At 65.9% G+C, this 22321-nt stretch carries 19 protein-coding genes; 8 read left to right on the forward strand and 11 right to left on the reverse strand.

The features are described 5' to 3' along the window. Positions 1 to 11: 11 nt before the first annotated feature. From BMI87_RS13265 to BMI87_RS13275, 3 genes are read left to right on the forward strand one after another with little or no spacing between them, the layout of a single operon-like run. Positions 12 to 668 (forward strand): HupE/UreJ family protein, encoded by a 657-nt coding sequence (locus tag BMI87_RS13265; protein WP_146681601.1) that lies wholly within the window; start codon positions 12 to 14, stop codon positions 666 to 668. Then, positions 658 to 1458 (forward strand): hypothetical protein, encoded by an 801-nt coding sequence (locus BMI87_RS13270; RefSeq protein ID WP_078522082.1) that lies wholly within the window; start codon positions 658 to 660, stop codon positions 1456 to 1458. The genes BMI87_RS13265 and BMI87_RS13270 overlap by 11 nt, the downstream gene beginning before the upstream one ends. Further along, positions 1455 to 2045, forward strand: coding sequence for a DUF1007 family protein (locus BMI87_RS13275; protein ID WP_078522083.1), 591 nt, complete (start codon positions 1455 to 1457; stop codon positions 2043 to 2045). Before BMI87_RS13270 ends, BMI87_RS13275 begins: the two co-directional genes overlap by 4 nt. 94 nt (positions 2046 to 2139) lie before the next feature. Here the strand turns inward: BMI87_RS13275 and BMI87_RS13280 are convergent, their stop codons facing one another. Next, complete coding sequence (locus BMI87_RS13280) at positions 2140 to 3255, reverse strand: CaiB/BaiF CoA-transferase family protein (RefSeq protein ID WP_078522084.1); 1116 nt, start codon at positions 3253 to 3255, stop codon at positions 2140 to 2142. After that, positions 3255 to 4475, reverse strand: coding sequence for an acyl-CoA dehydrogenase (locus tag BMI87_RS13285; RefSeq protein WP_078522085.1), 1221 nt, complete (start codon positions 4473 to 4475; stop codon positions 3255 to 3257). Before BMI87_RS13285 ends, BMI87_RS13280 begins: the two co-directional genes overlap by 1 nt. Positions 4476 to 4608: 133 nt before the next feature. Between BMI87_RS13285 and BMI87_RS13290 the strand changes: the two genes are divergently transcribed. Continuing rightward, positions 4609 to 5499, forward strand: a complete 891-nt coding sequence (locus BMI87_RS13290) for a LysR substrate-binding domain-containing protein (protein WP_078522086.1) — start codon at positions 4609 to 4611, stop codon at positions 5497 to 5499. Here BMI87_RS13290 and BMI87_RS13295 read toward each other — a convergent pair. The 4 genes from BMI87_RS13295 to puuE form a co-directional block, all read right to left on the reverse strand. Beyond that, entirely contained in the window at positions 5496 to 6623 is a 1128-nt protein-coding gene (locus tag BMI87_RS13295; protein WP_078522087.1) for a zinc-dependent alcohol dehydrogenase family protein, read from the reverse strand. The genes BMI87_RS13290 and BMI87_RS13295 overlap by 4 nt on opposite strands. 76 nt (positions 6624 to 6699) lie before the next feature. Beyond that, positions 6700 to 7188 carry an ureidoglycolate lyase gene (locus BMI87_RS13300; RefSeq protein WP_078522088.1) on the reverse strand — a complete coding sequence of 163 codons (489 nt, stop codon included), beginning with the start codon at positions 7186 to 7188 and terminating at the stop codon, positions 6700 to 6702. An 80-nt stretch (positions 7189 to 7268) separates the two neighbouring features. Beyond that, a complete protein-coding gene (locus BMI87_RS13305) occupies positions 7269 to 8102 on the reverse strand; it encodes a bifunctional allantoicase/(S)-ureidoglycine aminohydrolase (RefSeq protein WP_078522089.1) in 834 nt (277 codons plus the stop codon). Then, positions 8102 to 9517, reverse strand: a complete 1416-nt coding sequence (gene puuE, locus BMI87_RS13310; protein WP_078522090.1) for an allantoinase PuuE — start codon at positions 9515 to 9517, stop codon at positions 8102 to 8104. The genes BMI87_RS13305 and puuE overlap by 1 nt, the downstream gene beginning before the upstream one ends. A 196-nt stretch (positions 9518 to 9713) precedes the next feature. Between puuE and BMI87_RS13315 the strand changes: the two genes are divergently transcribed. Continuing rightward, positions 9714 to 10142 (forward strand): hypothetical protein, encoded by a 429-nt coding sequence (locus tag BMI87_RS13315; protein ID WP_078522091.1) that lies wholly within the window; start codon positions 9714 to 9716, stop codon positions 10140 to 10142. Here BMI87_RS13315 and glpK read toward each other — a convergent pair. Both glpK and glpD read right to left on the reverse strand, forming a co-directional pair. Further along, positions 10136 to 11626 (reverse strand): glycerol kinase GlpK, encoded by a 1491-nt coding sequence (glpK, locus tag BMI87_RS13320; protein WP_078522092.1) that lies wholly within the window; start codon positions 11624 to 11626, stop codon positions 10136 to 10138. The genes BMI87_RS13315 and glpK overlap by 7 nt on opposite strands. Positions 11627 to 11647: 21 nt before the next feature. Continuing rightward, positions 11648 to 13207, reverse strand: a complete 1560-nt coding sequence (gene glpD, locus BMI87_RS13325; protein WP_078522093.1) for a glycerol-3-phosphate dehydrogenase — start codon at positions 13205 to 13207, stop codon at positions 11648 to 11650. 314 nt (positions 13208 to 13521) lie between these two features. On the opposite strand from glpD, the gene BMI87_RS13330 reads away from it, so the two are divergent. Continuing rightward, positions 13522 to 14445 (forward strand): aldose epimerase family protein, encoded by a 924-nt coding sequence (locus BMI87_RS13330; RefSeq protein WP_078522094.1) that lies wholly within the window; start codon positions 13522 to 13524, stop codon positions 14443 to 14445. A 45-nt stretch (positions 14446 to 14490) separates the two neighbouring features. Here BMI87_RS13330 and xylB read toward each other — a convergent pair whose 3' ends face one another. Further along, positions 14491 to 15927, reverse strand: coding sequence for a xylulokinase (gene xylB / locus BMI87_RS13335; protein ID WP_078522095.1), 1437 nt, complete (start codon positions 15925 to 15927; stop codon positions 14491 to 14493). 157 nt (positions 15928 to 16084) lie between these two features. Here xylB and BMI87_RS13340 point away from each other — a divergent pair, with 157 nt between their 5' ends. After that, positions 16085 to 17113, forward strand: a complete 1029-nt coding sequence (locus BMI87_RS13340; protein ID WP_078522096.1) for a sodium:calcium antiporter — start codon at positions 16085 to 16087, stop codon at positions 17111 to 17113. Positions 17114 to 17255: 142 nt separating this feature from the next. Further along, the gene (locus tag BMI87_RS13345; RefSeq protein WP_078522097.1) at positions 17256 to 19178 is read left to right on the forward strand and encodes a DEAD/DEAH box helicase; all 1923 of its coding nucleotides are present in this window, start codon (positions 17256 to 17258) and stop codon (positions 19176 to 19178) included. Between the two features lie 78 nt (positions 19179 to 19256). Here the strand turns inward: BMI87_RS13345 and BMI87_RS13350 are convergent, their stop codons facing one another. Together BMI87_RS13350 and BMI87_RS13355 are read right to left on the reverse strand one after the other, a co-directional pair. After that, entirely contained in the window at positions 19257 to 21506 is a 2250-nt protein-coding gene (locus tag BMI87_RS13350; RefSeq protein WP_078522098.1) for a nitric oxide reductase activation protein NorD, read from the reverse strand. Further along, positions 21493 to 22290: a CbbQ/NirQ/NorQ/GpvN family protein gene (locus BMI87_RS13355; protein ID WP_078522099.1), complete on the reverse strand. Its 798-nt coding sequence runs from the start codon at positions 22288 to 22290 to the stop codon at positions 21493 to 21495. The genes BMI87_RS13350 and BMI87_RS13355 overlap by 14 nt, the downstream gene beginning before the upstream one ends. Positions 22291 to 22321: the final 31 nt, after the last annotated feature.

Consider the following 22321-nt stretch of genomic DNA (forward strand, 5'->3'; position numbering starts at 1 on the left):
AGAACCATCGCATGATCCATCGCCGCCTTGCCGCCCTCGCGGGCCTCGCGGGCCTCGTCGCCCTGATGCTGCCGCAGGTGGCCGCCGCCCATATCACCGCGACCGGTTCGGGCGGGTTCACCGCGGGGTTCGAGCATCCGCTCTCCGGTTATGACCATTTCCTCGCGATGTTCGCCGTGGGCCTCTGGGGCGCGCAGATGGGCGGGCGGCAGGTCTGGCAATTGCCGGTGACCTTTCCGCTGATCATGGTCGTGGGCGGCGTGATCGGCATTCTCGGCCTGCCGCTGCCGGGAATCGAGATCGGGATCGCCCTGTCGATCGTGGTGCTAGGCCTCGCCATCGCCGCCGGGTGGAAACCCTACGAATGGGTCGCGTTGGCGATCATCTCGGTCTTCGCGCTCTATCACGGCTATGCGCATGGGGCGGAACTGCCGCTGGCCGCCGATCCGGCCGATTTCGCGATCGGCTTCGTGCTGGCAACCGGAATGATCCACGTGATCGGCGTCGGCGTGGGCCTCATCCTCGAGCCGATCCGGGGCGGGCAACTCTCGCGCGGGCTGGGTGCGATCATCGCGGTGGTGGGGCTCGGCTTCCTTGCGTTGGCGCTAGGTTACCTGCAATCTCAGCTCGGGTTCCTGCAAGGTGGGCTAAGCCTCTTTGGCCATTGATGCATCGCATAACCGTTCCGGCCTCGGCTGGCTGCGTCACCTCTGGGTGCTGGCCGGGCTGACCGCCCTGATCGTGCTGGCGGTCATCCCGCCCGCGGACCGCGGCGAGACCGGGGCTTGGCTGATCCGCGATGCGGTCGCGATCGAACGTCTGTTTCCGCTGTTCGGCTTCGGGATCGCGCTGGCCTTGGTCGGGCGGCGCGCGGCACTGATCGCGGCGCTGCTTTGGGCCGTCGGGATCGCGCTCGGCTTCACCTTCCGCATCGAGCTGATGGCCGCGTTGCAACAACTCCCCGGCGCGATCACGCATCACTTCCTGACCATGCCGATCTCGGCCATCGCCATTGGCGCGACCCTCGCACTGGGGCGGTGGTCGCGGCCCGCGCTCATCGCGCCTGCGGGCTTTGTTCTGGGGGTGATGTATGCGCTCTCGGTGAAGCTGTCCGATCCGAGCTATGGCGGCAAACCGTGGGTCTTCCTCGCCGGGATCGGGCTGGGTATCTGGCTGATTGGTGCGGTCTATCTGGTGCTGCGCAGCTGGCAGGCGCGCTGGTTCGAGATCGCGGGCCGGATCGTCGGCAGCTGGCTGGTCGCGATAGGGCTCCTTTATGGCGGGGTCGCGCTGATGGGCGGCAAGCTGAAGCCCAAGAATGCCGATCCCTCGACCGCGGCCTCCGAAAACGCGCCCGCCGCCGAGGCCGCCGTGCCCGAGGCCGATGCGTTCCCGAGCTTCGGCGCGCCACCGCCCGCCGCCCCGCCCGGTAGCAAGAAACCGGATTTCCAGCCGTGATCCGCCGCACTGTTCTCACCCTCGCCGGTCTGGTCGGGTTACTGCCAGGCATCGCGAACTCCCACCCGGAAGACGAAATCCTGATCCGCCTTCTCGTCGGTATGGAGAGCGGCAAGGTCACCCATATCGGCGAAAGCTGGACTTTCGATCCGACCGTTTCCGACTGGCTGATACAGACCTTCGACAAGAATGGCGACGGGGCTTTCACCGGAGACGAGCTTGCGCCGCTGCAAGACGCGGCGAAGCAGAATTCGGAAGGCTCGTTCTTCTACACCCGGTTCTGGAAAGGGGCCGAGCAACTGCCCAACCCGCAGATCTACGGTTTTCAGGCGACGGTGAAGAATGGCGCGGTCACGATGGCCTTCGCGCTCGCCCTGCCCCAAGCCGAGAACCCGAACGATCTGCGCATCGAGATGTATGATCCGGAGAACCTGACCGGACTGGTGCCGGTGAAATCCAACCCGGTGGTGATCCGGGGGCTGGCCGACGGCGCGACCTGCGTGCCGAACGTGTCGGTCAACCAACCGGATGTGCATGGCGGGCCGGACAATATCCCGATCGCGCTGACGCTGGCTTGTAATGGGTGACGCCGCACGCGCCGGCGTGCAAAACTGAAGTCGGGAGGGGGCGCTGCCCCCGCGCTGACGCACCCCCCGGTATATTTCCACCAAGAGGAAGAGACTATTCGACCTTTAGCTTAGGGGCAGGTTTCGGATCGGCAAGCGGGGTGTCCGAGAAACGGATCGGCGTGCGGATGCCGGGGATGCCCTCGGCCTCGATCCGCATCCCCCGCGCCTCAACCTGCGGGTCGGCGAAGACCTGATCGACGGAGTTGATCGGGCCTGCGGGGACCGTCGCTTTTTCGAGCGCGGCGAGCAGATCGGCACGCGGCCATTGCGCGAGCGCGGGCAGGAGCGTTTCGCGCATCGCTGCGCGATTGGCCACGCGGGCCTCATTCGTGGCGAAGTCCGGGTTGGTTGCAAGGTCGAGGCCGAGCACCTCGCAAAGCCGCTTGAACTGCCCGTCATTACCGACTGCGAGGATCAGGTCGCCATCCTTGGCGCTGACGACCTCGTAAGGCGCGATGTTGGGATGCGCATTGCCCAGACGCTGCGGCGCGTTGCCGGTCGCGAGGAAGTTCATCCCCTGATTGGCGAGCACGCCCACCGCGCAATCCAGAAGCGCCATATCGACCAACTGCCCGCGCCCGGTGCGCGCCCGCGCGGCCAGCGCAGCCTGAATGCCGATCACCGCGTAAAGCCCGGTGAAGATGTCCGCGAAGGCGACACCCACCTTTTGCGGCTGGCCTTGCGGGTCGCCGGTCAGGTCCATCCAGCCCGCCATTCCCTGAATGAGGAAGTCATAGCCCGCGCGGGACGCATAGGGCCCGTCCTGCCCGAAACCGGTGATCGAGCAATAGACGAGACGCGGATTGATCGTCGAAAGGCTCTCGTAATCGAGCCCGTATTTCTTGAGCCCGCCGAGCTTGAAGTTCTCGATCACCACATCGGCGTCCTTGACCAGATCGCGCACGATCTTCTGGCCTTCCTCGGTGCGAAAATCGGCCACGACCGAGATCTTCCCGCGATTGGTCGCGTGGAAATAGGCGGCAGAGCGCCCCTCCGGCCCGTCGCCGTCGCGCGCGATGAAGGGAGGGCCCCAACGACGCGTATCGTCGCCTTCGGGCGCTTCGACCTTGATCACCTCGGCGCCGAGATCGGCCAGCACCTGACCGGCCCAAGGACCGGCCAGAATCCGCGCCAGTTCGACGACTTTCACACCTTCGAGCGGGGCCATCAGAAGAAGGCCTGCAGGCCCGTTTGCGCACGGCCCAAAATCAGCGCGTGGACGTCATGGGTGCCCTCGTAGGTGTTCACCGTCTCAAGGTTGACCATGTGGCGGATCACCTGAAACTCGCCTGAGATCCCGTTGCCGCCATGCATGTCGCGGGACATCCGCGCGATATCCAGCGCCTTGCCGCAATTGTTGCGCTTGATGAGCGAGATCATCTCGGGCGCGGCATCGGCTTCGTCCATCAGACGGCCCACCTGCAGCGCAGCTTGCAGGCCCAACGTGATCTCGGTCTGCATATCGGCGAGCTTCTTCTGGAAGAGCTGCGTCTGCGCGAGCGGCTTGTCGAACTGCTTGCGGTCGAGCCCGTATTGGCGCGCGGCGTGCCAGCAGAACTCGGCCGCGCCCATCACGCCCCAGGCGATGCCGTAGCGTGCACGGTTGAGGCAGCCGAACGGGCCTTTCAGCCCCTCGACATGCGGCAGCAACGCGTCTTCGCCGACCTCGACGCCGTCCATGACGATCTCGCCGGTGATCGAAGCACGGAGCGACAGTTTCTGGCCGACCTTCGGCGCGCTCAGCCCCTTCATGCCCTTCTCCAGCACGAAGCCGCGGATCTTGCCGCCATGGGCTTCGGATTTCGCCCAGACGACGAAGACATCGGCGATCGGCGAGTTGGTGATCCACATTTTCGAGCCGGTGAGGCGGTAGCCGCCCTCGGTCTTCTCGGCGCGGGTCTTCATGCCCGCCGGGTCCGAGCCCGCATCGGGTTCGGTCAGGCCGAAACAGCCGATCCACTCGCCCGAGGCCAGTTTCGGCAGGTATTTCTGTCGCTGCGCCTCCGAGCCATAGGCGTAGATCGGATACATCACGAGGCTGGATTGCACCGACATCATCGAGCGGTAACCGCTATCGACCCGCTCGATCTCGCGCGCGATCAGCCCGTAGGAGACATAGCCCGCGCCGATCCCGCCATATTCCTCGGGGATCGTGGCGCCCAAGAGGCCCATCTCGCCCATCTCGCGGAAGATCGCGGGATCGGTGGTCTCACTCTCGAAGGCCTCGATCACGCGCGGCTGCAGCTTGTCCTGCGCATAGGCGCGGGCCGCATCGCGCAGCATCCGCTCGTCTTCGCTCAGCTGGGTTTCGAGACGCAGCGAGTCGTCCCAAGTGAACTTGCCCAGATCGGGGGCATCCTTGGCTTTGAGCGTGGGGCGGTCGGTCATGGCGGCTCCTCGGAGGCTATCTTTGGTGCGTCGGACTCTATGCATCGGGGCGCGCAGCGCAAACGATTAAATTTGCGAAGATGATGAGTTTTGCGCATGATCCAGCGAACCACAGTGGAGCACCCTCGCGACCATGCGCAAGAGCTATACCCCGACGATCAACGAACTGCAGGCCTTCGCCGCCTGTGCGCGCTTGGGCACGACGACACGGGCGGCGGCAGAGCTGAACCTGACGCAATCGGCGGTGTCGCGCTCGCTCGGGACGTTGGAAGAGCGGCTGGGCGTGGCGCTGTTCGACCGGGTGCGCAAGCGGCTGTCTCTGTCGCCTGCGGGTCAGGTTTTTCTGGCGCAGGCTGAGGAAATTCTGGGCCAGATCGACCGGGCCGCGATGGGGGCGATGGCTTTCGGCGGCGCGCGGGCGGTGCTGCGCATGGCGGTGCTGCCGAGCTTTGCGCGGTCCTGGCTGATCCCACGGCTGGCAGGCTTTGAAGCCGCGCAGCCGGAGGTGAGCCTCGATCTGAGCGCGCGGCTCTTGCCCGTGGAGTTCGAGCATGAGCCCTTCGATCTGGCGATCATGCGCTCAAGGCATGAACCGGCAGGGGCGGAGGTCGAGAATCTGGTGGCGGAGGAGTTGATCGTCGTGGCCGCGCCGAACCTGATGGCGGGGCGTGCGGCGCTGGAGGACGATGCGCTACTGGCCCTGCCCTTGTTGCAGCAATCGACGCGCCCGACGCTCTGGCTCGACTGGTTTCGCGAAAGCGGGCGCGATGCGCGGCATATCCTGCGCGGCGCGCGGTTCGATCATTTCGACATGATCCTCGATGCGGCGAGCGCGGGCATGGGCCTCGGGCTGGTGCCCGCGATCATCGCCGAAGGGGCGCTGGCCTCGGGGCGGCTGGTGCAGGCGACGCCGCGCCGGTTTGCTACCGGCGAGAATTACGCGCTGATCCTGCCCGAGCGCGCGCGGGAGGCGCCGCATGTCAGCGCCTTCCGCGATTGGTTGCGCGCCGAGATCGGCGCTTAGTCGAAGACGATGACCTGCCGGATCGCCTCGCCCGCCGCGAGCCGCTCGAAGCCTTCGTTGATGTCTTCGAGCTTGAGGCGATGGGTCATCAGATCGGGGATCGGCAGCTGCCCCTGCACCATCATCTGCGCGAAGCGCGGGATGTCGCGGACCGGCACGCAGGAGCCCATGTAAGAGCCTTTCAGCGCGTGCTCATTCGCGGTCAGCGACACGGCGGGGATTTTGAACTCCGCCTGCGGATTGGGCAGGCCCGCCGTGACGGTGGTGCCGCCGCGCCGGGTGATGGAGTAGGCGAATTGCAGCGCTGGGGCCGCGCCTGCCAGCTCGACCGCGAGATCGACGCCGCCGCCGGTGAGGTCGCGCAGCTTTTGCACCGCGCCCTCCTCGGTCGGGTCGATGGCGTGGGTCGCACCAAGCTTCAGCGCGAGGTCGCGTTTATCCTCAGCGAGATCGACGGCGACGATGGTGCGCGCGCCCGCCGCAACCGCGCCCAGAAGCCCCGCCAGGCCGACGCCGCCAAGCCCGATGATCGCGCAGCTTTGCCCGGTCTTCAGCCCGCCCGAGTTCAGCACCGCACCGACGCCGGTGAGCACCGCGCAGCCCAGAAGGGCCGCCTGGTCGAGCGGGATCGACTTGTCGATCTTCACGCAGGACGCCTCGGAGACGACTGCGTAATCCGAGAAGGCCGACACGCCGATATGGTGGTTCACATGCTCGCCCCCGACCGAGATGCGTTTCGACCCGGTGATCAGGCTGCCCTTGCCCGCCGCGACCGCTGCAGGTTCGCAAAGCGCAGGCCGCCCCTCGGCGCAGGGCACGCAATGGCCGCAGGACGGCGCGAAGACGAGAACGACGTGATCGCCCGGCGCGAAGCGCGTGACATACGGGCCGACAGCTTCGACGACGCCTGCCGCCTCATGGCCCAGCGCCACGGGCATGTCGCGCGGGCGGTCGCCGTTGATGACGGACAGGTCCGAGTGGCACAGGCCCGCAGCTGACATCTTGATGAGCAGCTCGCCCGGGCCGGGATCTTCCAGCTCGGCCTCGACGATCTCCAGCGGCTTGCTGTCGGAATAAGGGCGCGCTTTGCCCATTTCGCGCAGAAGTGCGATCCGCGTTTTCATTCTTGCTCCTCCCCAAAACGATTTGGCGCAGCTTGGGAAAGTTCCGCGGAAGTGTCCATGCCCCTTTGACGAAGGGTCAGGCGATGACGGTGAAGGGGGTGTCCAGAGGGTACTCTTCGAGGTTCGCGCTCTCGCCGATCCGGTCGACCACAGCGAAAAGACCGGGCGCTGCGAGCGGCGTCAGCACCCCGTGCCAGGTGCCGCGATGGAGGTTGATCCCCTGCGCGCCGTTGGTGAGAAACGCGCGCGGCGTGCCGGGTTTACCGTCCGCATCGGGGGCGACGATCACGAGGAACGGATCCGCGCTCATCGGGAGGAAAGCCTGCGAGCCTTCGGGGTGCCGCTCCAGCAGATCGCAGAGATAAGGCAGCGCGCGCGGTTCTGCCTTGAAGATCGAAATGCCGGCGCGACCGCCCGTCTCCGCCCCGAAATCGAGCTGCGCGCGGTCGTGATAGCGCCCGCACATCCCGGCATTGATGATCTTGTCGGGGTCGCCTGCGGCGTCGAGCACATCACCGAAGGGCGCGAAGGCCTCTGGCGTCAGCGGTTCGGCTTTGATCTGCATCGCGGGCCTCCGGTTGCGCGGGAAAGAGAGGGGACGCTGCCCCCTCACCCCCGGGATATTTCAACCAAGCCGAAGGGGGATCAGCCCGAGATGGGCGAGCCGAGCTTCGGGTGGCGGTTCACGTCCTTGTAGAGCAGGTAACGGAACGGGCGGCGGCCCGCGGCGTAGCAGGCTTGCGGGCAGAAGGCGCGCAGCCACATGAAATCGCCCTCTTCCACCTCGATCCAATCCTGATTGAGCAGGTAGACGCCCCGGCCCTGCAGCACGAAGATGCCATGCTCCATGACATGGGTTTCCGCGAAGGGGATGGTGCCGCCCGGCATGAAGGTCACGATATTGACGTGCATGTCGTGGCGCAGATCGTTCGGATCGACGAAGCGCGAGGTCGACCAATAGCCCGAGGTATTAGGCATCTCGAGCGGCGGCTTGTCCTGATCGGCGGTGACGAAGCTTTCCGGTGCGTCGATGCCGGGCACGCGCTCGTAGCGTTTGCGGACCCAGACGAAGGTGCCGGGCGTGTCCTGATCGTTGGCGACCGACCATTGCGCGCCCGGTGCGAGATAGGCGTAGCCTCCCGCGTCCAGCTCATGGCCGACGCCCTCGATCACGAGGCGGATGTGACCGGCGAGCACGAAGATCACGCTCTGGCCCTCGGGGTCGGGTTCGGGATTGTCAGAGCCGCCGCCCGGCGCGACTTCGACGACCAGTTCGGCGAAGGTCTCGGCGAAGCCGGAGAGCGGACGGGCGAGTACCCAGGCGCGAGTGTTTTCCCAGCCGGGCAGCAGCGAGATGGTGATGTCGGACAGCACCCCGCGCGGAATCACCGCGTAGGAGGTGTTGAATTGCGCGCGCTCGCGGGCGCGCTGGTTCTGATCGGGCAAACCGCCCGTCGGGGCGTAATAGGTGTATTCCATCAAAGGTCCATGGCGTTCAGGCGATGCCACGCGATCCGCTCGACCTGCTTGCAGGCCTCACGGAATTCCGTCTCGCGGTCTTGGTCAAGCCGGCGGCGGAAGGCGTGGAGGATTGACGCCTTGGTATTGTCTTTTACCGCAATGATGAAGGGGAAACCGAATTTTTCGGTATAGGCGGCGTTGAGAGCCTCGAATGTGGCGCGCTCTTCATCGGTCAGCTCATCGAGCCCGGCGCTGGCCTGCTCGGAGGTACTCTCAGCGGTGAGGCGCTTGGCCTGGGCGAGTTTACCCGCGAGATCGGGGTGCGCGGTCAGCACGCCGAGGCGTTCGGCCTCCGACGCCGAGCGGAAGATACGGGCCAGCGCCGAGGCCACGCCCTCGAGGCAATCATGCGCCGGGCCGAGTTCCAGATCGAAGGCACGCTGCGCGATCCAGGGCGAATGTTCGTAGATGCCGCCGAAGGCTTCGACGAAACGCTCCCGGCTCATCTGGCTCGGGCGTTCGCGGCGGGTATGCGGGTGGGTCGCGGCCCAATGCGCGGCGATCTCTCCCCGGGTCGCGAACCAGACGCCCTCATGCGAGAGCGCGTAATCGAGGAAGCGTTTCAGCCCTGCGACTTTGCCGGGCCGCCCGATCAGCCGGTTATGCAGACCGACCGAGAACATCTTCGGCGCACCCTCCAGCCCTTCGGCATAGAGCGTGTCGAAACTGTCCTTGAGATACTGGAAGAACTGCTCGCCCTCGATATAGCCCGGCGCGGTGGCGAAGCGCATATCGTTGGCTTCCAACGTGTAGGGGATCACGAGCTGGTCGCGCGCGCCGACCTCGAGCCAATAGGGCAGATCGTCGTCATAGGTGTCGGAAATCCAGTCGAAACCGCCCTCCTCCGCCGTCAGCCGCACCGTGTTGGCGGAGCAGCGCCCGGTATACCAGCCGCGCGGACGCTCTCCGACGACTTCCGTGTGCAGACGGATGGCTTCGGCGATCTGGCGGCGCTCTTCGTCTTCCGCCATGTCCTTGTGCTCGACCCATTTGAGGCCGTGCGAGGCGATTTCCCAGCCTGCCTCTTTCATCGCGGCGACCTGTTCGGGGGCGCGAGCCAGCGCGGTCGCGACGCCGTAGATCGTCAGCGGCACGTTCAGCCCGGTGAACAGCCGATGCAGCCGCCAGAAGCCTGCGCGCGCGCCGTATTCGTAGATCGACTCCATGTTCCAGTGCCGCTGGCCGGGCCACTGCGCGGCGCCCGCGATATCGGACAGGAACGCCTCGGAGGCCGCGTCACCATGCAGGACGTTGTTCTCGCCGCCCTCTTCGAAGTTCAGCACCATCGAGATCGCAACGCGCGCCTCGCCCGGCCAATGCGGATCGGGGGTCGTGCGGCCATAGCCGCGCAGATCGCGGGGGTAGCGGGTCATTAGGTGGCTCCTGTCTTCGGGTCGGATCGGGACAAGAAAGAGCAAAACGCGCGAAAGGGAAAGCCCTCTCTCGGTGTCGGAGAGGGCTTGGCAGGCGGGGCACAGAATCGTTGCGCGATTTGAGGGCCCTTGGCATGATTTCGGGCATCAAGACATTGCGTACCCTGCCCTTTCCGCTCTGCCCGGAGGCCCTCCCATGCGCCAATTACTTCGTCTTATCGCCATCATCCCCCTACCGCTCATTGGATTGCCCGGCCTGTCAGCCGCACAGGACTGGACCCAGATTGCGGCCTACTCCGCCTTCATCGGCCCGCAGGACATGCGGAATTCGAAGGGCGCGGCCCTGAGATCGCTCGGTGCGGCCTTGCAGCAGGATCGGGCGAATTTTCATCGCTTCGGGCTAAGAGATGCGCGCGACGAGTCCGATCCGGTCTTCGCAGATCGCGCCACGCGGGCGCGTATCCCCGCGATGGTCGAGGCAGGCGGCGATACGCGGGGCAGCTTCACGCAAATGGTCCGCGCGGGGCAGCCCTTCGGCGTCTATGTCTTCGTCTGCGGCTACGGGCGCACCCCGTCCGTGATCTATATCGCCGGCTGGGGCGAAGATCACTCGGGCTGCTACTGAGTGATCGAGATCGCCGCGGCGACCGCCTTTTTCCACTCTGCATATCGCGCTTCGCGCTTGGCCTCGTCCATCTCGGGGGCGAAGTTGCGATCGAGCGCCCAGCCCTTCGCGAACTCCTCGGGTTCGGGGTAGAGCCCGGCCTTGTAGCCCGCGAGCCAAGCCGCGCCGAGCGCCGTGGTTTCCAGCACTTCGGGCCGGTCGACAGGCGCGCCGAGGATGTCCGACAGGAACTGCATCGCCCAGTCCGAGGCCGTCATGCCACCGTCAACGCGCAGGGTCGGGCGGGCGTCATCCGACCAATCCGCCTGCATCGCCTCCAGCAGATCGCGGGTCTGAAAGCCCACCGATTCCAGCGCCGCACGGGCGAACTCAGCGGGGCCGGAGCTGCGGGTCAGGCCGAAGACCGCGCCGCGGCAATCGGGGTTCCAGTAGGGCGCGCCGAGGCCGGTGAAGGCGGGCACGATGATCACGTCCTGCTCGGGGTCGGACTGCTCGGCCAGCGCCTGCGTCTGATCGGCGGCCTCGATGATCTTCAGCCCGTCGCGCAGCCATTGCACCACGGCCCCGGCGACGAAGATCGAGCCTTCGAGCGCGTAGGTGACCTTCCCGTCGAGCTGATAGGCGATGGTCGTCAGCAGGCGGTTCTCGGAACGCACCATCTGATCGCCGGTATTGAGCAGCGCGAAACAGCCCGTGCCATAGGTCGACTTCAGCATCCCCGGCTTGAAACAGGCCTGCCCCACGGTCGCGGCTTGCTGATCGCCCGCGACGCCGAGGATCGGGATGTCCGCACCGAAGAGGTCGGGTTGCGTAACGCCGAACTCGGCCGCGCAATCCTTGACCTCGGGCAGCATCTCAATCGGCACGCCGAGTTTCTTCGCGATGGTCGTGGACCAGCGGCCCTTGGCGATATCGTAGAGCATCGTGCGCGCGGCGTTGGTCGCGTCGGTCACATGCGATTTGCCGCCGGTCAGTTTCCAGATCACCCAGCTGTCGATGGTTCCGAAGGCGAGCTTGCCCGCCTCGGCCCTCTCGCGCGCGCCGTCGACATTCTCCAGAAGCCAGCGCAGTTTCGTCGCCGAGAAATACGGGTCCACGATCAACCCGGTGCGCGCGGTCACGGTCTCCTCGAACCCATCCTCGCGCAGCTCGCGGCAAGATTCGGCGGTGCGGCGGTCCTGCCAGACGATGGCGTTGTGGATCGGCTTGCCGCTCTCGCGATCCCAGACCAGCGTCGTCTCGCGCTGGTTGGTGATGCCGATGCCGGAGATATCGGAGGCCTCGACCCCGGCTTTCTCGATGGCACCGCGCACGGTCGCCAGCACGCTCTCCCAGATCTCCTCGGCATCATGCTCGACCCAGCCGGAATGCGGGAAGTGCTGCGTGAATTCCTGCTGCGCACTCGCCACGGGGCGCAGCGCAGCGTCAAAGACGATCGCGCGCGACGACGTGGTGCCTTGGTCGATTGCCAGAATATAGGTCATGAAGTCCTCCCGTTTCGCGCCTCAGGCTGCGTGCTCCTCCAGCCACGCGGCGACAGAGTTGACCTGATCGGCATCGAGCCGCAAGCCCAGCTTGGTGCGCCGCCAGATCACGTCCTCGACCTTGCGCGCCCACTCCTTCCCGACGAGCCAGCGCAGCTCGGCCTCGGTCAGCGTGCCGCCGAAATCGCGGCCCAGATCGCCCAGCGCCTTGGCATCGCCGAAGATATCCCACGCCTCGGTGCCGTAATGGCGGATCATCCGCTCGGCCCATTTGCGATCCACGAAGGGGTAGTCCTGCGAGAGCTTTGCGATCTTGGCGCCGACCTCTTCGGGGGCGAAATCGCCGCCCGGCAGGCGCGCGCCTTTCGTCCACGACCCGCCCATGCCCGGGAGATGCGGGCGCAGCTTGGCGAGCGCATCTTCGGCCAGACGCCGATAGGTCGTGATCTTCCCGCCGAATACATGCAGCGCCGCGGGTTGGCCTGCGGGTGCATCGAGCGAGAGCACATATTCGCGCGTCGCCGCGGTGGCCGAACTCGCGCCGTCCTCGTAGAGCGGGCGCACGCCGGAATAGGTCCAGACGACATCGTCGGGCGTGACCTCTTCCTTGAAATATTCGGACGCGAAATCGCACAGGTAATCGCGCTCGGCCTCGGTGCATTCGGCGGCGAGCGGCGAGTCCTCATGGGCGGCCTCGGTCGTGCCGATCAGGGTGAAGTCCTGCTCATAGGGGATCGCGAAGATGATCCGCCCGTCCGCACCCTGGAAGAAGTAGCATTTGTCGTGATCGTAGAGCTTGCGCGTCACGATATGGCTGCCGCGCACGAGGCGGATATGCTCGCGGCTGGCGCTGCCCATCGTGCCTTTCAGGATCTGTTCGACCCACGGGCCACCGGCATTGACCACGGCGCGGGCCATATGTTCCTCGCGCCCGTTCGGGCCTTCGGTCACGATCACCCAATGGCCGCCGTCGCGATGCGCCTCGACCACCTTGGTCTGCACACGAATATCCGCGCCATGCGCCTCGGCGTCGCGGGCGTTGAGCACGACGAGCCGGGCATCCTGCACCCAGCCATCGGAATACTCAAAGGCGTGGGTGAAGCTGTCCTTCAGCGGCGCGCCCTCCGGGGCGTTGCGCAGGTCGAGCCGCTTGGTGCCCGGCAGCAGCCCCTGCCCGCCCAGATGGTCATAGAGAAACAGCCCCGAGCGGATCATCCAGGACGGGCGCTTGCCCTTCATCCACGGCATGACGGTGGAGAGCATTTTCGAGACAGGCGTATCGCTCTCGAAACGCATATCGGCGCTATAGGGCAGCACGAAGCGCATCGGCCATGAGATATGCGGCATTGCGCGGATCAGCACTTCGCGCTCGGACAGCGCCTCGCGGACCAGTTTGATCTCGAGATATTCGAGGTAGCGCAGCCCGCCGTGGAACAGCTTGGTGGAGGCCGAAGAGGTCGCCTGCGCAAGATCGCCCATCTCGGCCAGACGCACCCGCAGGCCCCGTCCGGCCGCGTCGCGCGCGATCCCGCAGCCGTTCACCCCGCCGCCGATCACGAAGAGATCTACTGCTTGTGGCATTTTGCGTACTCCCGCTAGCGCCTGTCGCTTGTGCACCAAAAGGCGCGTTAACTTTCGTTATTGCCAGATATAATGAATTTTCGCGCAAAATCGAGCATGAATACCTCTGCACACAAGATTCCGCGTGCTCATCACGAAACTTTTAAGGAACAATTGCGTTGGGTATGATGTGGCTCGGGATGTGCGGCCCGCGCCCAAAGCGCTGAAAGTGGCGATGTAGCTAACTCGCCTCAGGTATTGATCGAGATTAAAGTCATAACGTGAAGAGAGGGTTACGCTAGGTTAGCCTCGTCGAGAAACGGACAGGACACAGCATGTTCGATCACGAATCAGAACTGGAGATCGGGCTTGCATCAGGGATGCTGGTGCGCATCGATCCAAAGGGCGCGCGACTGACAAGCGTTGTGCTGCCAAGCGACGACGGTCCGGTCGAGCTTCTCATCGGCCCCGATCCGAAACAGAAGACACGCGATTTCCACGGAGCGACGATCGGGCGCTATGCCAACCGCATCGCCGGAGCGCAATTCACGCTCGATGGCGAGCAGTTCCAGCTAGATGCGAACGAAGGCGGGAACTGCCTTCACGGCGGTGGCAAGGGGTTCGACCAATGCGACTGGACCGTTGTCGCGCATTGGATCAACGCGGCGACACTGCGGCTCGAAAGCCCGGATGGCGATCAGGGCTTCCCCGGAAATCTCGTCGCGGAGGTGAGCTTCGCGGTATCGGACCCAGAAACTTTGAGCATCACTTACCGCGCATGCTGTGATCGTGCCTGCCCGGTCTCTCTGACCTCGCATGGCCATTTCAATCTCGCGGGTGGCGGATCGATCGCCGATCACCGGCTGAAGATCAATGCCGAACAGGTTCTCGAGGTCGATGCCGAGAAACTCCCCGTCGGGGATCCGCGCGACGTGGCTGGCACACGCTTCGATTTCCGCGAACCGGCCCCGGCGCTGGGTCCGGATGGCGAGGGCTTCGATCACAACTTCTGCGTCGGCTCCGGCGGGATGCGCGAGGTGGCGGTGCTGAGCGATCCGGCCTCCGGACGCAGCATGACGATGCTGAGCAACCAGCCCGGATTGCAGGTCTACACCGCACCGTCCGGCGACAGCTTCAACGCGATCTGCCTGGAGCCGCAAGCTTGGCCCGATGCGCCCAATCACCCTGAGTTCCCCTCGACGATCCTGCGACCGGGCGTGGAATATGTGAACCGGATCCGGCTGCAATTCTCGAGCTGATCTCCGCGACGCCGCGCCGATCGCTACCGCGCGGCGCGATGTAGATCAGGTCAAACCCCGCAGCGCAGCACCGGCCTGACGGTAGCGGTCGTAACTTTCGTCGAACGCTTCGCGCAAAGCGAAGACCGGCTCGATCGTCGCGGCGATCTCCGGCGGGCTCGCGATGTCCAACCCGCCGCCGGTCGCGGCCATCATGCCCAGCCTCGCCGCGCCGAACGCGCCACCGTAATCGCCCGCCACCGGCAGGGCCACGGGCGTGTCGAGCGCGGTTGCGATCGCCTCGCACCAATAGCGCGAGCGCGTACCGCCCCCGACGCCGAGCAGCGTCTCGATCCGGGTGCCGGTGCCAGCCAGCGCATCGCGGCAATCGCGCAGCGCGAAACTCACCCCCTCCAGCACGGCGCGCGTGGTCGCAGTGCGATCGGTCGCGTGCTCAAGCCCAATGAACGCGCCGCGGATCGCCGCATCGTTGAGCGGCGTGCGCTCGCCGCCGAGATAGGGCAGGAACCGCGCCTTGCCCGGCGCCTGCAGCGGGCCGAGGCCTTCGGTCAGTTGCTTGGCGTCGCTCTCCAGAAGCCGCGCATACCAGTTCAGCGCGTCGGTCGCGGCCAGCACCACGCCCATCTGGTGCCACGTCTGCGGCAGGGCATGGCAGAAACTGTGAACCGCGCTCGCCGCATCTGGGCGATAGCCATCATCGGCGGCAAACAGCACGCCAGAGGTGCCGAGCGAGACGAAGGCCTGTCCCGCCGCCACGACGCCGACGCCCACGCCCGAAGCCGCGTTGTCGCCCCCGCCGCCCGCAACGACGACGGTGTCAGAGAGGCCAAAGCGTGCCGCGATCTGCGGGCGCAGCGTGCCGGAGACGTCCGAGCCCTCGACGAGGCGCGGCATCTGCTCGCGCCGCATCCCGGTGGCCGCAAGCAGCGCATCCGACCAGTCGCGCGCGCCGGTGTCGAACCAGCTCGTCCCGGCGGCGTCCGACATCTCCGAGACATGCTCTCCGGTCAGCCAGAGCCGCAGGTAGTCCTTCGGCAACAGCACTTTCGCCACTTTCGCGAAACGCTCCGGCTCGTGCTTGGCGAGCCAGACAAGTTTCGGCGCAGTAAAGCCGGGGAAGACGATATTGCCGCTGATCTCGCGGAATTGCGGATCCGCGTCGAGCGCCGCCGCCTCGCGATAGGCGCGGGTGTCGTTCCACAGGATGCAGGGCCGCAATACCTCGTCCTGCGCATCCAGCAGCGTCGCGCCATGCATATGGCCCGAAAGCCCGATCCCGCGCACCGCCGACAGATCGTGCTGCGCGAGCGAGCCGAGCACTGCCTCCATCGCCGCGATCCATTCGGCAGGATCCTGTTCCGACCAGCCCTCGTGCGGGCGCGAGACGGTGAGCGGATGCGTCGCCTCGGCAACCACGCGCTGCGCCTCGTCAATCAAGAGGCCCTTCAGCCCCGATGTGCCCAGATCCAATCCGATAAACATGCTTGTCCTCCCGCGCGCTGATTGGCGCCGACACTAACGTCTCTGTCGGGCATGTCGACTCCCCCGGCCCTCTGCAGAGGCACCCAGCCGTCGCGCACTTAACGGAACCGTGAGCGCGCAGCGCGGTTGCCTTTCGAACAGCGACACCGGAGCCTTCATGATCGCCCCTCTTTCGACCCCGCTTCTGCTCGGCGTCTTCACCCTCGCCGGGCTGATCGTCGTCTTCTCCTCCATCAAGGCGACCGGGCTGGCCGATGTGATCGCGGATCGCACGCGCATGGGCGAAGCGCTGGCAGGCGGGATCGTGCTGGGGGCTGCGACTTCGCTGTCGGGGATCGTCGTTTCCGTGTCGGTCGCCGCACAGGGCGATGCGAGCTTCGCCTTCTCCAACGCCGTGGGCGGGATCGCTGCGCAGACCTTCTTTCTGGCGCTGGCCGACATGCTGCACCGACGCGCCAATCTCGAACACTCCGCAGCAGAACCTGCGAACCTCTTTCAGGCGGTGATGCTGATCGTGCTGCTGTCGATCCCGCTCGCCGCGACCGCCGCGCCGGACTTCGCGATCTGGGGGATCAGCCCGGCCTCGGTGGTGCTGTTCCTCGCCTATCTCGGCGGCACGAAACTCGCGACCCAGGTGTCGGAAACGCCGATGTGGAAACCGGTGGAAACCCGCGAGACACGCCGTGACGAACCCGAAGACGAGGAGGAAGCGAACCGCTCGCCGCGCGGGCCGATTATCGTCTTCATGGGCCTCGTGGTCATCATGGGCCTCAGCGGATGGGTCATTTCGCAAGCCGGGCAGGAATTCGTCACCCGCTTCAGTCTCAGTTCGTCGCTGGTGGGCGCGCTGCTGACGGCGGTCGTGACCTCGCTGCCCGAGCTGGTAACGACGCTGACCGCGGTCCGTCGCGGCGCGCTGCAACTGGCCATCGGCGGGATCATCGGCGGCAACACTTTCGACACGCTGTTCCTCGTCTTCTCGGACGGGGCGTATCGTGGCGGCTCGCTGTATCACGCGGTCTCGATGTCGGACCTCTACTGGCTCGCGACGGGGCTGATGATGACGGGCGTGCTGCTCGGCGGGCTGATCCTGCGCCAGAAAGACGGGCCGGCCCGGATCGGGATCGAGAGCCTGCTGCTGGTCGCGATCTACGCCTCGGCGGTGGTGCTGCAAGTCATCGCCTGACCAAGAATTATTGCCCATAACGGGCGGATTCCCCAAATAGGCAATATACATTTGCCGCAGGGACCGTTATGCAGGCGCCTTCCGCACGGGCTGCCAGCGCAGAGCGGCCCGTCCCTAACGTCATTGCTTGGACGACTTTCCGATGATCCCCTCCCTTTCCGCAGCGCTCGCCGAGCGCGGCTACGACACTCTCACTCCCGTGCAGGACGCGGTGACCGATCCCGCGCTGGAGGGCAAGGACCTGCTGGTCTCGGCCCAAACCGGCTCGGGCAAAACGGTCGGCTTCGGTCTCGCGATCGCCCCGACCCTGCTGGGCGAGGCCGAAAGCTTCGGCCCGGCTGGCACGCCGCTTGCACTCGTCGTGGCCCCCACGCGGGAACTCGCCTTTCAGGTCATGCAGGAATTGCGCTGGCTCTACGCCAAGACCGGCGCCATCGTCAGCTCCTGCGTCGGCGGCATGGACCCGCGTCAGGAGCGCCGCGCGCTCGAACGCGGCACCCATATCGTGGTCGGCACGCCCGGTCGCCTGAGCGACCATATCCGCCGCGGCGCGCTCGATCTGAGCGACATCCGCGCGGTCGTGCTCGACGAGGCCGACGAGATGCTCGATCTGGGCTTCCGCGAAGACCTCGAATTCATCCTCGGCTCCGCCACGGAAGAGCGGCGCACGCTGCTGTTCTCCGCCACCGTCTCGCCGATGATCGCGAAGCTGGCCGAGCAGTTCCAGAACGACGCGCAGCGCATCTCGACGATCAACACCGCGCAGCAACACTCCGATATCGCCTACAAGGCGCTGAAGGTTGCGGCCTCGGATAGCGATCATGCGATCTTCAACCTGCTGCGCTATCACCATGACGAAAGCGCCATCGTTTTCGCCAACACCCGTGCCGCGGTGAACCATCTCAGCGCACGTCTCGGCAATCGCGGCCTCTCGGTCGTGACGCTGTCGGGCGAGCTGTCACAGGCCGAACGCAGCCACGCGCTGCAGGCGATGCGCGACGGGCGGGCACGGGTTTGCGTCGCGACCGATGTGGCTGCGCGCGGCATCGACCTGCCGAACCTGAGCCTCGTGATCCACGCCGATCTGCCGCAGAACACCGAGAGCCTGCTGCACCGTTCGGGCCGGACGGGCCGCGCCGGGCGCAAGGGCATGTCCGCGCTGATCGTGCCGCCGCGCATGGTCAAACGTGCCGAACGCCTGCTGAAATTCGCGAAGATCAACGCCGAATGGAGCGTCCCGCCGTCGGCCGAGTCGATCATTGCGCGCGATGAAGAGCGCTTGTTGACCGATCCCGATTGGCGCGAGCCGGTCAGCGAGGATCAGGCGGCGTTTGCGCGCAAGTTGCTCGACCGGCACGGGGCCGAGGCTGTCGCCGCCGCCTTCCTGCGGCTGCAGCAATCGCGCAATGCTCCGCCCGAAGACCTTCTGCCGCCGGACACCAAGGGGCAATCGGAGCGTCAGGAATTCGGCCCGAGCCGTTGGTTCACGCTGTCGGTCGGGCGCAACGACCGGGCAGAGCCGCGCTGGCTGCTGCCCTTGCTGCGCCGCCATGCCGATCTCGACAAATCGTCGATCGGTGCGATCCGCGTGCGCGATGACGAGACCTTCGTCGAGATCGCCGAGAAGAGCGTCGCGAAATTCGCGGCCTCGCTTGGTCCCGATGGCGAGCTCTCCGATGAGATCAAGGCCCGCGCCCTGAACGGTGAACCTGATTTCGGCCCGCCGCCGAAAAAACGCCGCGCAGACAAGCCGCATGGCAAACCGGAACGCGGCGACCGTGGCGAGCGCCCAAACAAGGCGCCCCATCGCAAAGGCCCGCCCAAGGCACCGCGCGACGACGCCCCGGAGGAGAGCGCGAAGACCAGCGGTTGGAGCCCCGACGACGAGGCCGTGTTCGCAGCCCTCGCGGACATCCCGCCGAAGAAACGCAAGCCCAAGCCCGAAGGCGGTGCCGCCCCGAAGGCCAAGAAGCCCCGCGCGAAATATGCAGGCCCCGGCAAAGGGCCGCATCCGGGCAAAGGCGGAAAGCCCAAGCCCGGCGGCCCGAAGAAGCCGCGCAAGTGATGGTATAATTTTGCAAAGGGCCCGCGGCGATGCGGGCCTTTTTCATATGCTCTCAGAAGCGCCGGGGTCAGCGCCCCGTTACCTCGTCAGCCGGAGATAGAGCGACAAAAGCTTGTCCGGCAGCGTGCTCAGCTCGTCGATCTGGATGAACCCGTTGCGCCCGAAAATCGCGGCCTCTTGCTCCTTGTTTCGCGGCCCGAGCCCCACGCAGAAGACATCGATCCCCAGCGCGCTCAGGCTGCGAACGGCGCGCTGCGCGTCGCGGACAAGATAGTCCGGATCGGGCGAGTCGATATCCGAGGGCTCCCCGTCGGTGATCAAGAGCAGCAGGCGACGATGCCGCGGCACCTGCGCGAGGTCCTTCCCGGCATGGCGCAGGGCGGCCCCGAGCCGCGTCGAATAGCCCGGCTTCAGGCCCGACAGCGCCGAACCCGTCTCTTCATCCAACGCATCGGAGAACCGCTTCACCGCAACGACGCGCACGTCTTCGCGCCCGGCCGAGCAGAAGGCGTTGATCGCGAAAGGATCACCGATTTCGTTCATCGCATGGGCGAGAACCGCTGTCGCATCGCGTTCCATGTCCAGAATACGATGCTGCGTTCCGGGGACGAGATCGGCGGTCGATTGCGAGATGTCGAGCAGCAGGCTGACCGCGAGATCGCGCGTCGGCGGGGCCTGCCGCTCGTAGAGGCGATGATCGGGAAACTCGCCTGCCCGCAGGGCTGTCGCCGCCTCGATACAGGCGTCGAGATCGAGAACCTCCCCCTCCGCCTGCCGTTTTTCCCGGCGCGCGCGCCCGATCTGCGCCGAGCGCACGAGACCGGTGATGCGCGACAGAAGCGGCCCCTGCGCGTCCTGCAACTCCTGCCAGAAGCGGCGATTGCCGGGCGTAGCGGGGTATTCCTTGACCACCGTCCAGTTGGCGCGCTCCCGGCCGATCTCGTAGTCGTATTCGGGATAGGAAGCGACCGCCCGCCCCTCTTCGGCCGCCTCGGTCACGGGGGCGACTTTCTCGACCCTGTCGCTTTCGGTCTGCTCCTGCTGTTGCGATTGCTTGCCAGCGCCCGGGGTCGGCTCGGAGCGACGCAGTTGCACGGTGTCGACCTGAACTTCGAGGGTCTGCGCCTCTTCCAGGGGTGGCTCGTCGAGCGCCCAGAGCCCGAGGTTGTCGTCGCGATAGGCGGGCTGGACCACGTAATCCTTCGCATTGAACTGCACGCGAAGCTGCCCGAGATCGTTGCCCAGCAGGTTGCCGATCTCGCGGCTGATCGCCGGATCGGCCCAGCGCTCGCGCGCCTCCATGAACATCCGGCGGCCTTTTTGCACCCATCCGTCGGGGTCGTCGAAATCGGGATCGATCAGCGCCCGCGCCAGCCGTGCGAACAGGCTGGGCGCGGTCGGTAGCCCTCCGGGTTGGGCGACGTGAAACCCTTGCCAGAGCCTGCGCAACCCGGGCATTTCCTGCGCCGCCAGTTCCTCGACCCGCGCATCTTCGATCAAGGACACGACCGCCATCTGAAGCGGCTTGAGCTGCCCAATCTCGAAACGGGTTTTGGTGAAGTTGATATGCGCCCCGATATGGGCGAGCGCGGCGCGGAACAGGGGCTCCGTCTCGCCGCGATAGCCGGGCAAGCTGGGCGGTACGAGAATGACATTGCCCGCGAAGGACACCCGCCGCGCGGCTTTCTCTCCCATGCCCGTAGGCGCGACACGCAGCGGCGGTGTCGCGCCGGAAATCGCCGTGAGATAGGCCCGCAACCGGCGCTCGTGATCGTAGAAGCTTTGCTCTCCGCTTTCGTGTTCAAGCGCGCGCTGCGCCTCCGCGGTCTGCAAAGAGAAATAGGCGCTTCGCTTGTCGGCATCGCGCCCCGCCAGACGCAATCCGGTCGCAACCCAGTCCTCGAGCGCCTGTTCGGAGAGCCGCCCGACAAGCCGCTCCATATTATCGAGAAAGGGATACACGGACTCCGGCGCTTGCGTGGTAATCCGTGTCATCAGCGCGAGCCACGCCGTGAACGCCTGCGGCTCGTATCTCTGCGCGACCGTGTCCGCCGCAGTGCAGACGCGCTCCGCCGCGCGGGGCGAGACCCGGATCGCGACATGGGACACGAGCTTTGCCAAGGCGACCGTCGGCCCAGCCCCGAGTTTCGGCGCCAGAGCCAGAGAGCTACGCTCATAGGCGCGGGGGACCGTCCGCCCGTATCCCGCGCCCCGCAGCCGTTCGCGCGCCCGCAGCCAGTCGGCTATCTCGGGCGCCGAGAAGGCGCTGCGGATCGCGCCCGGCAGGTCAGGGGTGGCTTCGACATTCATGCTGTCAGGCACAGGCATCGACGACCGCGTCGAGCGCACCGCGCATATCCGGGTCATCCGTGATGGGAACGATGATCGCGTGCTTGCAGGCGTCGGTCAGCGTCATGCCTGTCTTGATGAGGCGACCGGCATGGATGAGCATCCGCGTGGACGCCCCTTCCTCGAGCCCCTGCCCGCGCAGATGCCGCGACTTCTCGGCGATCTTCACCAGCTTGTCGGCGATGTCGGCGGCAATATCCGCCTCGGACGCGACGATGGAAGCCTCAACCGAGGCCATCGGATAGGTGAAATCGACCGCGCTGAAACGCTGCTTCGTGGATTCCTTGAGGTCCTTGAGAACGCTCTGGTAGCCGGGATTGTAAGAGATCACGAGCTGGAAATCGGGATGCGCATGGACCAGTTCGCCCTTCTTCTCGAGCGGCAATATCCGGCGATCATCGGTCAGCGAATGGATCACCACCGTCGTGTCCTGACGCGCCTCGACCACCTCGTCGAGATAGCAGATCGCCCCGTGACGTACCGCCATCGTGAGCGGCCCGTCCTGCCAATGCGTGCCCTCGGGGCCGAGCAGAAACCGCCCGACAAGATCCGAGGCGGTCATGTCCTCGTGGCAGGACACCGTGATGAGCGGCTTGCCCAGACGCCAGGCCATATGCTCGACGAAGCGGGTCTTGCCGCAACCGGTCGGCCCCTTGAGCATCACCGGAAGCCGCGCCGCATAGGCGGATTCGTAGAAGGCCACCTCGTCGCCGCTCGGGTGGTAGGTCGGCTCTTCCTCAAGCCGGTACTGATCGATCGTCATAGAAGATCCTCGCGTTTGATTGGCCGGCGGA

Origin of the sequence: Thioclava sp. F28-4, from assembly GCF_002020045.1 — a bacterium.
In the GTDB taxonomy this organism is placed as follows: Bacteria; Pseudomonadota; Alphaproteobacteria; order Rhodobacterales; family Rhodobacteraceae; genus Thioclava; species Thioclava sediminum.